The following is a 13,865-nucleotide window of genomic DNA, read 5'->3' as shown; positions in this document are numbered from 1 at the left end:
AAAATGGGAAATAAGAACAGTAATATTCCTTTAAAAGTATTCATCAGCTACATCATTCTTGTTTCACTTGTAGCAAGTGTAGGCTGGGTTTTATACAAAGAAAATCAAGACTATTCGAAAATAGAAAACAAAATAGCTTTTGAAAAAAATAAGGTTTTAAAAGTAAGCCAACTCTTCTCGAATGTGTATAAAACCGAAAGTTTAGCCCGAAAAACCATTCAATCCAATTCGGAAACCGATTATAAAAACTACATCCGGGAAACGAATTCTTTGCAAAACAGAATTGGTTCTTTAAAACAAATACTTTCCAGCGAATATCAAATTAAATTACTGGATAGTGTGATGATTTTGCTTACCGAAAAAACACAAAACATTAAGCACCTCAAAGCTATCAAAAACAAAACTTCTGATGAAGCTTCGGTAAACGAAGCCATTAAAGAACTCACCCAATTAGAATTTTCACTTAGCAAATTAAAACTCGAAGATTTTACCAAAAGCCCCGAAAAACTTAGCAGTTACCAGCGCAAAGTACTGCAAAACTACATAGATTATCTCAACCAGAATATTCCCGACGACAACAGCAATACGCTAACCAAAAAAGAAACCGATTCTATTTTAGCCGCTTCAAAACGATTGCTTAGCAAAGTAAAACTGGAAACCGAAAAGAAAAAAGAATCCTTAAACATTCAGGAAAGCAAATTGCTTACAAATGAACTTTTAATCTCGGACCAACTCAGAAAAGTACTCCGTGTTATAGAACAGGAAATCCTGACTTCATCAACTAAAAACAACACTGAAAAAGAAAAATCATTAAAAAAAATCAACCAAATCATAACCTATGCGGCCATTTTAGGACTATTACTCACCCTCTTTTTTTCGATATTAATTGCCAGTGATTTTTCAAAAACCCAGCTGTATAAAAAACAACTGGAAATAGCCAATTTTAAAACGCAAAACTTACTAAAAAACAGAGAACAACTCATCTCCACCGTTAGCCATGACTTAAAAACGCCATTAAGTACTATAACCGGTTACGCCGAATTATTAGGTAATTCAACCTTAAACAGTAAACAAAATTACTACACAAACAACATTAAAAGTTCATCGGAGTTCATCGCCAGGTTAGTACAGGATTTATTGGATTTTTCGCAAATTGAAGCCGGAAAAATCAATTTAGACAAAAAACCTTTTTCCCTGGCTGAAACTATCAACGAAGTCGCTAAAAATATTCAGTCGGTTTACCCGCAAAAAAATATCGACTTGGAAATTTTAATAGACAAAGAACTCGAAAATCCAATCATTGGTGATACTTTTCGTTTAAAACAGGTTTTAATTAATATCATTGGAAACGCTTATAAATTCACTCCGGAAGGTTTTATAAAAATACATGCAGCTCTTAATTTTGACAAAAACCAAGCATTGATAAGCGTTGAAGACTCCGGAATAGGAATTGAAAAAGAAAGTCAGGATTTAGTTTTTGAAGAATTTGCCCAAGCCAATGAAAATATTGAAAAAAATTATGGCGGTACAGGCTTAGGACTGGCTATTTCTAAAAAAATAATGACACTTTTAGGCGGCGAATTGTACCTGAAAAACAGTTCAAAAAAAGGAAGTTGCTTTGAAATCAGTTTAGCCGTTACATTTGATACCGAAACTAAAACCGAGGAAAAAAAACCACCGGTTTACATCCCGAATTCGCTAAACAAAACGATTGTTGTAGTCGATGACGATGCTCATTTGCTACAATTAAGTTGCGAAGTTTTAAAGGAATATCATCAGGTTCTTTGTTTTTCAAATGCCGATCAGGCGCTGCAAAAGCTGGCATTTGAAAATTTTGACCTTCTGATTACCGATATTCAGATGCCGGAAAAAGATGGTTTTCAATTCATCGAAGAATTACAAAAAATGAGCATTTACGACAATCAACCATTGATTGCCGTAACCGGAAGAACTGATTTGGGAGAGGAAATTTACACTAAAGCAGGATTTGCAACCCTACTCAAAAAACCATTTAGCCCTAATATACTGTTACAAACCATTGATGCTATTTTTGAAAAAAAACAGCTTCCTGTTCAAAATAATACCATTAAAAATCATGAGAACAGCTTCACTTTGGATTCTTTAAAATTATTTCTAAAAAATGATTCTGAGGCTGTCAAAAACGTCGTTGAATCTTTCATCGCTTCAACCATTTCTAATCTTATGCTACTTGAAAATGCAGTTCAAGCACTCGATCACCAAAAAACAAAACAACTCGCGCACAAAATGAATCCTATGTTCAAACAAATTGAAGCGATCGAAATTACAGCAATTTTAGACCAATTGGAATCAAAAGAATACGATGCAACCGGATTAGTTACTCAATTCTCTAATTTGAAAACCAAAACCAACCAACTCCTTACTGAATTAGCAAAAGTCATTTAGTGAATATTGTACAGTTTGAGTTTATTGTACAATGTTTTTCGGGTAATTTTAAGCAATTTTGCGGCTTCTGATTTATTATTTTTGGTTTTTACCAAAGCATTTTCAATTGCTTCTTTCTCGTTTTCCGACAAAGAAAAAGAAGTGTTTTTTGTTTCATTTTGCTGAAAAAATTCCACAGGCAAAACCGTGCTTTCTATAAAATCGCCTTGAGTCAACAAAGTAGCGCGTTTGACACAATTTTGCAATTCCCTTAAATTTCCGGGCCAGGGATAGTTTTGAAAAATATTGACTACTTCTTTTGAAAAACCTATTACCTCTTTATTCAACTGCTGATTGGCTTTTTCCAGAAAATAATCAGCAAAGAGAATTAAATCTTCTTCGCGCTCAACCAGCGAAGGCGAATGAATGGAAAATTCATTAATCCGGTGATACAAATCTTCCCTGAAATCGCCGTTTTTAACCGCTTCGCGCAAATCTTCATTGGTAGCTGTAATAATTCGAATATCAACCTCAATTTCTTTATTGCTACCCACCGCTTTTATTTTTCGCTCCTGCAAGGCACGCAACAATTGAATTTGATTTTCATAAGACAAATTTCCAATTTCATCCAGAAAAAGTGTCCCTCCGTTAGCCGCTTCAAAATAACCAATCTTATCGGAAATAGCGCCTGTAAAAGAGCCTTTTAAATGTCCGAAAAACTCGCTGGCGGCCAATTCTTTTGGAATAGCGCCACAATCTACAGCGATGAAATTATGCTCTTTTCGAAGACTTTGACGGTGAATACTTTGAGCGATTATCTCTTTTCCGGTTCCGCTTTCGCCAATAATTAAAACTGACATATCCGTTGGACTCACCAGTTTGATATGCTCCGATAATTTTTTAGAAGCAGCCGAAATTCCCTGAACATATTCGGTAGTAATAACTTTTTTTTTGTTTTTAGGAGCTATTTTTGACGTCTCTTTGACCGAAGTTTCACTTGCAAGAGCATTGGTAATTACTGCTAAAACTTCGTCGGGGTTAAAAGGTTTCGAAATATAATCGGAAGCGCCATTTTTAATAGCTTTCACAGCCGTACTTACCTCCGAATAACCGGTCATCAAAATCACGGGAAGTTGCGGAAAAATTGCTTTAAACTCGGCTAATAAATCAATTCCATCAGCATCTGGCAGTCGCAAATCTGTTAAAACTAAATTGAATGCTTCATTTTGAATTGCTAATCGGGCTTCACTGGCTGAAAAAGTAGTTCTAACCTCAAAATTATTTTTGATTAGAAATTTTTCTAACAGTTTACCAAACGAAACATCATCTTCAATAATTAAAATCTTCAACATTAGACAGACACTTTTTGTGCTAAATTAAGGCTAATATTATTGTATTTTCATAAAATTATGCAAAAAAGAAGGCTGCTCTTTCGAACAACCTCCTTCAAAAACAATAAGCTAATTCGCGATGCTTATTTTTGTATCCAGTTCCCATCAACATCTGTATAAACAGTAGCCAATTGGTCTTTAACTGTGATTTCTAGTTTGTATTCCTTTTTTTCGTTGATATAAGCCTTAGACAATACGGCATCCGGATAAGATTTCTTTAATGCTTCGGTCACTTTTGAGGGCAAATCCCCTGCTTTAATTTCTGTAAATTCATCTGTTGCCGGAGCTTTTTGTTCTGTTGGAGCTGTATTTTGATCTTGCGTTTGAGCATTTATTGTTGATAAACTTCCTAATACGATTGCTGCTGCTAAAATTAATTTTTTCATGATGTGTATTTTTTTAATATGTTATTTTTAAAATCTGTTCTATTCGTTTTTAATTATTTTTGAATCCATTTCCCTGTTTCATCTGCATATAAAGCGCCTTCTTTATCACCAACTTTTACCTCCAGTTGATATTCTTTTTTATCATTAACCGAAGCTTTATTTAAAATTGCAGTTGGAAAAGCTTTCTTTAAAGCCTCAGTAACGGCTGCCGGAAGTTCTTCTGCCTTAATTTCGGTATAAGCTGACGTTGCTTCTGTTACTTGTTCTGTTGCTTTAGTTTCCGCTGCAGGAGTTGCAGTCTCATCTTTCTCTTGTGCATTCATTGCTGTTAAACTTCCTAATACGATTGCTGCTGTTAAAACTAATTTTTTCATAATGTGTATAATTTAAAGTGTTATTAATGTTTTACACTTTGGACAATGAAATTATTATACCAGTATTTTTTGAAGAAGGAATAAAATTAAAAACTATTGATTTTCAATAACTTAAAAACAAATCATGATTTTACACTTTGTGTACCACTGTGTAAAACAGAAAAAAACTGTTTCTTTTTTACACACTTTTACACATAAAAAAAGCCGCACATCACTGTACGGCTTTGGATTTTTCAACAAATTAAACTTTATTCCGGTTCATTCATTTTGAAAGTTTCCATGAAGGCAGTAGTATAATCTCCCGCAATATAACGAGGATCATCCATTAATTGTCTATGGAAAGGAATAGTAGTTTTGATACCTTCGATTACAAATTCATCTAAAGCTCTTCTCATTTTAGAAATAGCTTCTTCACGGGATTGCGCGGTAGTAATTAACTTTGCAATCATCGAATCGTAATTTGGCGGAATCGTATAACCTGAATATACGTGAGTATCTAAACGTACTCCGTGTCCACCCGGCATGTGTAATGTAGTAATTTTTCCTGGTGAAGGTCTAAAATCATTATATGGATCTTCGGCATTGATACGAACCTCAATAGCGTGTAATTGCGGAAGATAATTTTTTCCAGAAATTGGAATTCCTGCAGCTACCATAATCTGCTCACGAATCAAATCGTAATCAATAACCTGCTCTGTAATTGGATGTTCTACCTGGATACGGGTATTCATCTCCATGAAGTAGAAATTACGATGTTTATCTACTAAAAATTCAACCGTTCCGGCACCTTCATATTTAATGTATTCAGCTGCTTTTACGGCTGCTTCACCCATTCTTTGACGCAATTCGTCAGTCATAAATGGCGAAGGCGTTTCTTCTGTTAATTTTTGGTGACGTCTTTGAACAGAACAATCTCTTTCAGAAAGGTGACAAGCTTTTCCATAAGCATCTCCTACAACCTGAATCTCGATATGACGTGGCTCTTCGATTAATTTCTCCATGTACATACCGTCATTTCCAAAAGCAGCAGCCGCTTCCTGACGAGCACTTTCCCAAGCTTTAAGTAAATCCTCTTCTTTCCAGATAGCACGCATTCCTTTACCACCACCACCGGCAGTAGCTTTCATCATTACTGGATATCCAATTTCTTTGGCTACTTTTTTAGCTTGTTCATAAGACTCTAAAATCCCTTCTGAACCTGGAACACAAGGAACTCCTGCTTCAATCATAGTTGATTTTGCAGTAGCTTTATCTCCCATTCTGTCAATCATTTCAGGAGCAGCTCCAATGAACTTAATTCCGTGTTCCTGACAAATTTTTGAAAATTTAGAATTTTCAGAAAGGAAACCATATCCTGGGTGAATTGCATCAGCATTTGTAATTTCTGCTGCAGCAATAATATTTGACATTTTCAAATAGGACAAGTTGCTTGGTGCAGGTCCAATACAAACCGCTTCATCAGCAAACTTTACATGCAAACTTTCTGCATCAGCAGTAGAGTAAACAGCAACTGTTTTAATTCCCATTTCCTTGCACGTTCTAATCACACGAAGTGCAATCTCTCCTCTATTTGCAACTAATATTTTTTTAAACATCTCTTTTGAGTTATGAGTTATGAGTTATGAGTTTAAAATTATGACTGATTACAAAATCACTTCATAATTTATAATTCATAATTTATAATTAATTAAGATGGGTCTACTAAGAATAATGGTTGATCAAATTCTACCGGAGACATATCATCAACTAAAATTTTAACGATTTTTCCGGAAACTTCAGATTCGATTTCGTTAAATAATTTCATTGCCTCAACCACACAAAGTACATCACCTTTAGCAATAGAACTTCCTACTTCAACAAACATTGGTTTGTCCGGAGATGGTTTTCTATAGAAAGTACCAATCATTGGTGACTTAATTGTAATATATTTTGATGTATCATCAGCTGCAGGAGCAGGAGCCGCAGGAGCTGCTGCTGGTGCAGGAGCTGCAGGCGTTGCTATAATTTGTTGTACTGGTGCAGCAGCCGGCATTTGTTGTACATAAGTTGGCTCTGGAGTACTACTTTCTAATACCGTTCTGATAGTAATTTTCACATCATCCATTTCCAGCTTTACCTCAGCAACACCAGAATTAGATACAAATTTGATCAGGTTCTGAATTTCTTTTAAATCCATAATATTTGTAATTTTAGTTTTAATTTATTGTTTGTTATACGCCCATTTCAGATAAATAGATCCCCAAGTGAATCCTCCTCCAAATGCGGCAAAAATAATAGTATCTCCTTTTTTAAACAAATGTTCAAAATCATTTAAAACCAAAGGCAGAGTAGCCGATGTTGTATTTCCGTATCGCTCGATATTCATCAAAACTTTAGATTCCTCTAAGTTCATTCGGCTTGCCGTAGCATCAATGATACGTTTATTAGCCTGATGTGGAACCAAATAAGCAACATCTTCGTTAGTAAGATTGTTTCTTTTCAAAATTTGTTCACTGGCATCAGCCATATTGGTTACAGCATATTTAAAAACCGTTTTCCCATCCTGTCTGATACTGTGTCTTTTTTCTTCAACTGTTTGAATTGTTGGCGGATGAAGAGAACCTCCGGCGTCGATTTTTAAGAAATCACGACCAATACCGTCGCTTCTTAAGTATTCATCCTGTAAACCTAAACCTTTATAATTAGGTTCAAATAATACTGCTCCGGCACCATCACCAAAAATAATACAGGTCGTTCTATCAGTATAATCTACGATTGAAGACATTTTATCAGCACCAATTAATAATACTTTTTTATATCTTCCTGATTGAATATAGGCGGCTGCAGTTGACATTCCGTATAAAAAGCTGGAACAGGCCGCTTGCAAATCGTATGCAAAAGCATTAGTGGCTCCTATTTGAGTCGCAACATAAGCTCCCGTTGCAGAAACCTGCATATCCGGTGTTGCCGTTGCCATTAAAACCAAATCAATTTCCAAAGGATTAATATTCGCTTTGGCAATTAAATCTTCAGCTGCTTTTATTGCTAAAAAAGAAGTTCCTTTGTCAGCGTCTTTTAAAATTCTTCTTTCTTTTATTCCTGTTCGTGATGTAATCCACTCATCGTTTGTGTCAACCATAGTTTCAAGAACCTGATTAGTAAGCACAAAATCTGGAACATAAGCTCCAACAGCAGTAATTGCGGCTGTAATTTTATTCATTTTATTCGGATATTTCCTCTTCTGTTTTTACCCAGAAGAAAACGTTTAAAAAAGGGGTTAAAAATACAAAAAAAATCTAAAACCCTTTATCTTAAAACTTCTTATTTAACGAAAATAACAAACAACAAAAAACTCTCACAAAGTGTGAGAGTTCTCGTAGTATCTATAAAAACATATTAAGCAAAAGTAGCTTCTGACTTGTCAATAACCACTTGTCCTCTGTAATACATTTTTCCTTCATGCCAGTAAGCTCTGTGGTACAAGTGAGCTTCACCTGTAACAGGGCAAGTAGCGATTTGAGCTACAGTAGCTTTGTAATGTGTTCTTCTCTTATCTCTTCTTGTTTTCGAAGTTTTTCTCTTAGGATGTGCCATTTTACTATATTATTTATCCGTTAATAGTTGCTTTAATTTGTCCCAACGCGGGTCTATATTCTCTTCTTTATTCTCTTTTTTCTCTACTTCTTTGACCTGTAATTCATTCAGCTTATCCAAAGCATCCGTTTTTAAACTTCCGTCTTTAACTCCTGGATGAATTCGTTTTTGAGGAACCGAAAGAACAATCATCTCATAAATATACTGTGCAATATTTATTTCAAACTCTCCAAAAGGCAAAATAAGCAACTCCTCATTATCATCATTAAACACTTCTCCAAAACGAACGATCAATTTCATTTTACCTTTAATTGGCAAATCAAAATCTTCACCCGTCAAGTCGCAAGGCACGTTAACCGTCCCCTTGTGCTTAAAACTTAACTCAAGCATATTGCTACTTTTCTCTAAAACCACCGAAACTTTGATATCCGAATTTTGAAATTCGTCATACTCAAAGATCCCAAAGAACGCATTATCTATCTGATACTCAAAATGATGTTTTCCTAGCTTTAACCCTACAAAAGGAATTAAAAATTCTTTAGTCTTGTCCATTTCAACAAAATTTTGCCCAAATCCGAAGCTTCGGAAAGGGAGTGCAAAGATATAAAATTATTGTAAATCCAATAACTTATTAATCTTTTTTTATTTACATTTATTTTTCCTTAACTTTTAGCGGATTTTTAACCATCTCCTCATGCTGAATCCTTGAGCGATAAACATCTATAGCCAAATAAACCGCTTCTTTAAAAGAATTAAAATCTGCCATTCCTTTTCCGGCAATATCATAAGCAGTTCCATGATCCGGAGACGTCCTTACCTTACTCAATCCCGCTGTAAAATTAACTCCTTTACCAAAAGACAAAGTCTTAAAAGGCACCAATCCCTGATCATGATAAGTTGCAATAATTGCATCAAATTTTTCATAATGTCCACTTCCAAAAAAACCATCTGCCGCAAAAGGCCCAAAAACCATCGTTCCCTTATCAAACATTTTTTTCAACACCGGACGAATCAATTCTTCATCTTCTTTACCAATAACCCCTCCGTCGCCACAATGCGGATTCAAACCTAAAACAGCAATTTTAGGATTATTGATACTAAAATCCTTAATCAAAGACTGCTTGACCGTATTTATTTTTTTTACAATCAAATCTTCCGTCAATCGGGAAGTCACTTCGTTAATTGGCACATGATCCGTCAACAAGCCTACTCTCAGGTTGTCCTGAACCATAAACATCAACGCATCACCTTCTAACTCCTGATCTAAATAATCCGTATGTCCAGGAAACTTAAAATCTTCCGATTGTATATTGTATTTATTTATAGGTGCCGTAACCAAAACATCTACCAAATCCTCCTTCAAAGCCTTGGTAGCCGCCACAAAAGATTTTATAGCATACTCACCCACCTTATCATCATTTACACCCAAATTCAAATCGACTCCTTCTTTCCAAACATTCAAAACATTTAGCTTCCCCGGTACCACCTGATCCAGTTTATCAATACCGTGAAGCGCAACAGTCAACTCCAAATTTCGCTTTATAAAAGACAAAATTTTCACATTAGCAAAAATAACCGGCGTACAAAGCTCCAACATTCGGGTATCTTCAAATGTTTTTAGAACCACCTCGCTCCCAATACCATTTAAATCCCCTATCGAAATTCCTACGATAATATTTTCTGCATTTTTAATCATATCCACACGTTTTATTGCTAATTTTGAAAGCAAATTTAGTAAAATAAAACAAGAATGTTTACAGGAATCATAGAAACCCTCGGAACTATCCAGGAAATAAAACACGAAAAAGACAACATCCACGTTACAATAGAGGCCAACATCACTAACGAACTTAAAATTGACCAAAGTGTAGCCCACAATGGCATCTGTTTAACCGTAGTAGCTATCAAAGATTCCACCTACACCGTAACTGCCATTGACGAAACCATTCAAAAAACCAATTTAGGCGAATGGCAAAAAGACGACTTAGTCAATCTGGAAAGAGCCATGAAACTAGGCGACCGCTTAGACGGACATATTGTTCAGGGACACGTAGATCAAACGGGAACTTGCATTTCGATCGAAGAAACTAATGGAAGCTGGCTTTACACCTTTGAATACGATGATAAATTAAACAATCTAACCATCGAAAAAGGATCTATCACTGTAAACGGTGTTAGCCTGACCGTTGTGAATTCTCAAAAAAACCAGTTTAGCGTAGCCATCATCCCTTACACTCACGAACATACTAATTTTAAAAATTTTAAAGTAGGTTCTAAAATCAATCTCGAATTTGATGTTATTGGCAAATATGTCTCCCGATTATATGCTAACAAAATATAAAAAGAAACGCCCGATTAAACCGGGCGTTTCTTTTTATCTATAGAGCAATAAATTTTATAAAATCCAAATAATAAAGCTACAATCAATAGCACTACCAAATTTTCCTCAATTGGCAAACCCGGAGGAGTTACAGGACCACTTAAAGACACAGGTGCAGACGTCGGTTCGGGAGGCTCAGCATCGGCGAACGCAATTAATTTCCCTGCAAAAAAGAAAAAAAGACCACCACTATACTTGTTAAATATTTTTCCCATACGGTAAAAAACAACTTTTTAAAAACAGCTCACTTTTTATAAAATTCAAAACCAAACCTTCTTAACAAAGATAAGCCATTAAAACGAATTTACCCCAAAAGCAACACCTCTCAAAACGTTAATTTTAAAGGGTTTTAATCGTTTTTTTCAAACCGTTCGTCAGACAAGAAACATTGCAACACCCCAAAACAAAATCACAAAAAAGCAGAAAACTCATTTATTTTCAACAGTTTCACCTATATTTTTACCGCCTCAAAAGCAATCCATCCTAAAAAAATCAAAACACAAAAAAAAGGCTCCGCAAAACTGCGAAGCCTTTACAAAAAGTGGTCCCACCTGGGCTCGAACCAGGGACCACCTGATTATGAGATAGACTATTAATGTTTGTATTTGATTGCATTTAGCTTCAAAATCGCTGTTTTTCAACTATCTATCATTTTTAAAAAATATTTTTGTTTCATCCAGTTTCACAATATGTAAGCATTTGTTGTACGTATGTTAAACTTTTAAAAATATTAAAAATGAAAGCTAGTGTAAAAATCATCCTAAAAAAAACAATACTTAATGACGGTACTTTTCCAATTAATTTAAGAATAACGATAAACAGAAAGTCTAAATTTTACAAAACCCCTTACAATGTGTTACCAAAATTTTGGGATGATAAAGCAAATGAATTTACATCTAAATTCCCAAATTATTTACAATGTAACCGAATATTAAATTCGATAAAACAAGATGCCTCCAAAATATTAGATACAATGATTGAAGATGGACATAACTTTTCCCTAGAATCATTTGACACTCTGTTTAGACCTGAAGAAGTTGAAAAATTAAACTTTATTGCTTATTTTGAGGAGAGAAAACTTCAATTAAAAGAATCCGGAAAAATAAGTTCAAGTAGTTCCTATTGTGATACCATCTCTGCTCTCATAAGATTTAAACCAACAATTACTACTTACGATTTCACAAAAATTAATTACGATTTCCTAATAGCATTTGAATCCTCCTTACGGGCTAATGGCTGCAATGATGGCGGTATAGGAGTATATATGCGCAATATCAGAGCGATATATAACTCTGCAATAAAATCTAAAATTGTTTCTAGTGAGTTTTATCCTTTTAAAGATTATGTAATTTCAAAATTAAAATCCAGTAAAGTAAAGAAAGCTTTAAACAAAGAAGATTTACAATCATTATTAGACTATGACATATCTAAAAACAAAGAAGGAGTTAAAGCCTTATACACTTACTTATTCAGTTTTTATTGCCGAGGCATGAATTTCACTGATTTAGCTGAATTGAAATGGACAGACATTAATTTAAATGATTTCTCATACGTTAGAAATAAAACTGGAATAAAACTAAATGTAAAAATTCCAGACAACAATTACATGAGAACTATCCTTAACTACTTTAAAATTTATCGACCATTTGATACCGATTACATTTTTCCAATATTAGATAGAGATGAAAAACTATACACAAAAGAAGAATTGAGAGACAGAAAAAAAAGTGTTTTGAATTATTATGGAAAGCTCCTCAATACTATTGCTCTCGAATGTGAAATTAAAAACAAAGTAACTTTTTATACTGCCAGACATACTTTTGCAACTCTATCTTTAAAAAAAGGTATCAATACCGTCATGATTAAACAAGCTCTAGGACATCAATCCATTAAAACAACCGAAACTTATCTGGAAGATTTTAACACCAAAGAACTAGATAAAGCCTTTGAGAATTTAATTTAATAAGCAAAAAAAGTAATTCCGCAAAGTCAAAAGACATTGCGGAATTTTAGTTATCAAAATCATTACTTAAAAATTGATAATTTCCACGGTAAATAAATTTCTTTCTATGACTAAATCATCAGCATACTTCGCGAAATAGAAAACTGATATAGTTAATATAAAATCCAAAAACTAACTATTAAATTTACAAATAATCTTTGAAAATGTTTTCCCCCTTTTTGTAAACTACATACCTTGTATTTAATGAATCCCAAATTTGTACATATATTGTCCCATCCTTATTTTTACCAATATTTATAGAAATATTATCTTCTTGCTCATTTGTTTCAATTTCAAGCTCTTCATTATTAACCACATAAGCCTCAATAGCCTCTGGTTCTTTAGTGATTGACATTATATCTTCACTACAATTTTTTAATTTTATCTTTACCTTCATATAATAATCATTAGAAAAGCGTTGTTAGTATTTCTTGTATTTGATTTGCTCTTGCAATAGATGCCGGATTTAGCTCGCCTGTACTAGGAATAGTTTTCTGTGCCGCCTCCATTAATCCAGTATATATTTCGGTTAACACTTGCTTAGTATAACCAGATTCGATGAGTTGTTCTGCTGTGAAATCGGATGCTGATTTTAATATTGTTGTTTGATTCCCCCAACCTAAAAATTCTGATGCTGCTCTACTACCACCTACTTTACCTAAAGCCTCAACAAGAAGATTAGTCCCTTGTGTAGCCACTACTTCTTCAGCAATAACAGCAGATGCTCTGATCAACAATCCCGCTTCAGAAAAAGCTCCGAGGGTATATAAATCGAGTCCTGCCCATAATAAGTAGCCACCTGCTGCCAAATAGTCTCCATTTTCAAGAGCTTCACCGCTTTGATATAATGCACCAACAACGGGCAGTAACTTTAGAGTATCTTCAGCAATAGAGGATAAATCAGGTGAAGATGAGGGATCATTAAATAGCCTATCCTGAGCAGCAAGATAACTTGCCGTAACATCAGCCATAAATTGCTCATGATCAAAATTTGTAGCTGAATCAACTGTTACAGGATCTAAAGTCGCCCAAAGATCCATTTGTTCTTCGGTTAAATTATACATCATTTCCGTAATCTGTTGATTGTCGGCACCACCATCAAAATCATAATTTAAGAATTCCATAGAAGAGGTAATCACATCCCCGGATAAATTCCCAGAATCATAATCAGCATAAGCATTCCCATTATCGTCAAAAGTCCAATGTGAATCACCATCTCCCTGAAACGCTATAAACAAAAAATCATCGTAATAATCTTGATAATCCCCTCCATCATTCCAATCCTGTGAATAACTAATTTGACCTACAAGCATACATAAGAACGTAAGTGCTAATATAAAGTATTTATTTTTCATG

The 13,865-nt window shown here is 34.4% G+C and carries 15 protein-coding genes; 3 read left to right on the top strand and 12 right to left on the bottom strand.

The window, feature by feature from the left end:
- Positions 1-3: 3 nt before the first annotated feature.
- A complete protein-coding gene (locus B6A10_RS01595) occupies positions 4-2,424 on the top strand; it encodes an ATP-binding response regulator (protein WP_188219448.1) in 2,421 nt (806 codons plus the stop codon).
- Here B6A10_RS01595 and B6A10_RS01590 read toward each other — a convergent pair.
- The 9 genes from B6A10_RS01590 to pdxA form a co-directional block, all read right to left on the bottom strand.
- Positions 2,421-3,755, bottom strand: a complete 1,335-nt coding sequence (locus B6A10_RS01590) for a sigma-54-dependent transcriptional regulator (RefSeq protein ID WP_188219447.1) — start codon at positions 3,753-3,755, stop codon at positions 2,421-2,423. The two genes, B6A10_RS01595 and B6A10_RS01590, sit on opposite strands and share 4 nt — an antisense overlap.
- 122 nt (positions 3,756-3,877) lie before the next feature.
- Positions 3,878-4,180: a hypothetical protein gene (locus B6A10_RS01585; protein ID WP_188219446.1), complete on the bottom strand. Its 303-nt coding sequence runs from the start codon at positions 4,178-4,180 to the stop codon at positions 3,878-3,880.
- Positions 4,181-4,233: 53 nt separating this feature from the next.
- On the bottom strand, positions 4,234-4,554 hold the full coding sequence (locus B6A10_RS01580) for a hypothetical protein (protein ID WP_188219445.1): 321 nt from the start codon (positions 4,552-4,554) through the stop codon (positions 4,234-4,236).
- Between the two features lie 248 nt (positions 4,555-4,802).
- On the bottom strand, positions 4,803-6,149 hold the full coding sequence (gene accC, locus B6A10_RS01575) for an acetyl-CoA carboxylase biotin carboxylase subunit (RefSeq protein WP_188219444.1): 1,347 nt from the start codon (positions 6,147-6,149) through the stop codon (positions 4,803-4,805).
- A gap of 92 nt (positions 6,150-6,241) precedes the next feature.
- Complete coding sequence (gene accB, locus B6A10_RS01570) at positions 6,242-6,730, bottom strand: acetyl-CoA carboxylase biotin carboxyl carrier protein (RefSeq protein WP_055091307.1); 489 nt, start codon at positions 6,728-6,730, stop codon at positions 6,242-6,244.
- A gap of 24 nt (positions 6,731-6,754) precedes the next feature.
- On the bottom strand, positions 6,755-7,753 hold the full coding sequence (locus B6A10_RS01565; protein ID WP_188219443.1) for a beta-ketoacyl-ACP synthase III: 999 nt from the start codon (positions 7,751-7,753) through the stop codon (positions 6,755-6,757).
- Between the two features lie 176 nt (positions 7,754-7,929).
- A complete protein-coding gene (gene rpmF / locus B6A10_RS01560) occupies positions 7,930-8,127 on the bottom strand; it encodes a 50S ribosomal protein L32 (RefSeq protein ID WP_026715365.1) in 198 nt (65 codons plus the stop codon).
- Between the two features lie 9 nt (positions 8,128-8,136).
- Complete coding sequence (locus B6A10_RS01555; RefSeq protein ID WP_188219442.1) at positions 8,137-8,679, bottom strand: YceD family protein; 543 nt, start codon at positions 8,677-8,679, stop codon at positions 8,137-8,139.
- A gap of 100 nt (positions 8,680-8,779) precedes the next feature.
- The gene (gene pdxA, locus B6A10_RS01550; protein ID WP_188219441.1) at positions 8,780-9,823 is read right to left on the bottom strand and encodes a 4-hydroxythreonine-4-phosphate dehydrogenase PdxA; all 1,044 of its coding nucleotides are present in this window, start codon (positions 9,821-9,823) and stop codon (positions 8,780-8,782) included.
- A gap of 54 nt (positions 9,824-9,877) precedes the next feature.
- Between pdxA and B6A10_RS01545 the strand changes: the two genes are divergently transcribed.
- Positions 9,878-10,468: a riboflavin synthase gene (locus tag B6A10_RS01545; RefSeq protein WP_188219440.1), complete on the top strand. Its 591-nt coding sequence runs from the start codon at positions 9,878-9,880 to the stop codon at positions 10,466-10,468.
- 14 nt (positions 10,469-10,482) lie between these two features.
- Here the strand turns inward: B6A10_RS01545 and B6A10_RS01540 are convergent, their stop codons facing one another.
- Positions 10,483-10,722 carry a hypothetical protein gene (locus B6A10_RS01540; RefSeq protein WP_188219439.1) on the bottom strand — a complete coding sequence of 80 codons (240 nt, stop codon included), beginning with the start codon at positions 10,720-10,722 and terminating at the stop codon, positions 10,483-10,485.
- Positions 10,723-11,243: 521 nt separating this feature from the next.
- On the opposite strand from B6A10_RS01540, the gene B6A10_RS16410 reads away from it, so the two are divergent.
- Complete coding sequence (locus B6A10_RS16410) at positions 11,244-12,470, top strand: phage integrase SAM-like domain-containing protein (protein WP_188219438.1); 1,227 nt, start codon at positions 11,244-11,246, stop codon at positions 12,468-12,470.
- A gap of 184 nt (positions 12,471-12,654) precedes the next feature.
- Here the strand turns inward: B6A10_RS16410 and B6A10_RS01530 are convergent, their stop codons facing one another.
- Both B6A10_RS01530 and B6A10_RS01525 read right to left on the bottom strand, forming a co-directional pair.
- Positions 12,655-12,906 carry a hypothetical protein gene (locus tag B6A10_RS01530; protein ID WP_188219437.1) on the bottom strand — a complete coding sequence of 84 codons (252 nt, stop codon included), beginning with the start codon at positions 12,904-12,906 and terminating at the stop codon, positions 12,655-12,657.
- A 10-nt stretch (positions 12,907-12,916) separates the two neighbouring features.
- The gene (locus B6A10_RS01525) at positions 12,917-13,864 is read right to left on the bottom strand and encodes a hypothetical protein (RefSeq protein ID WP_188219436.1); all 948 of its coding nucleotides are present in this window, start codon (positions 13,862-13,864) and stop codon (positions 12,917-12,919) included.
- Between the last annotated feature and the right edge of the window lies 1 nt (position 13,865).

This window comes from Flavobacterium pokkalii, from assembly GCF_014596575.1.
Lineage (GTDB): Bacteria > Bacteroidota > Bacteroidia > Flavobacteriales > Flavobacteriaceae > Flavobacterium > Flavobacterium pokkalii.
The sequence above is the reverse complement of the archived record's forward strand: the minus strand, read 5'-3'. Positions and strand labels throughout refer to the sequence as shown.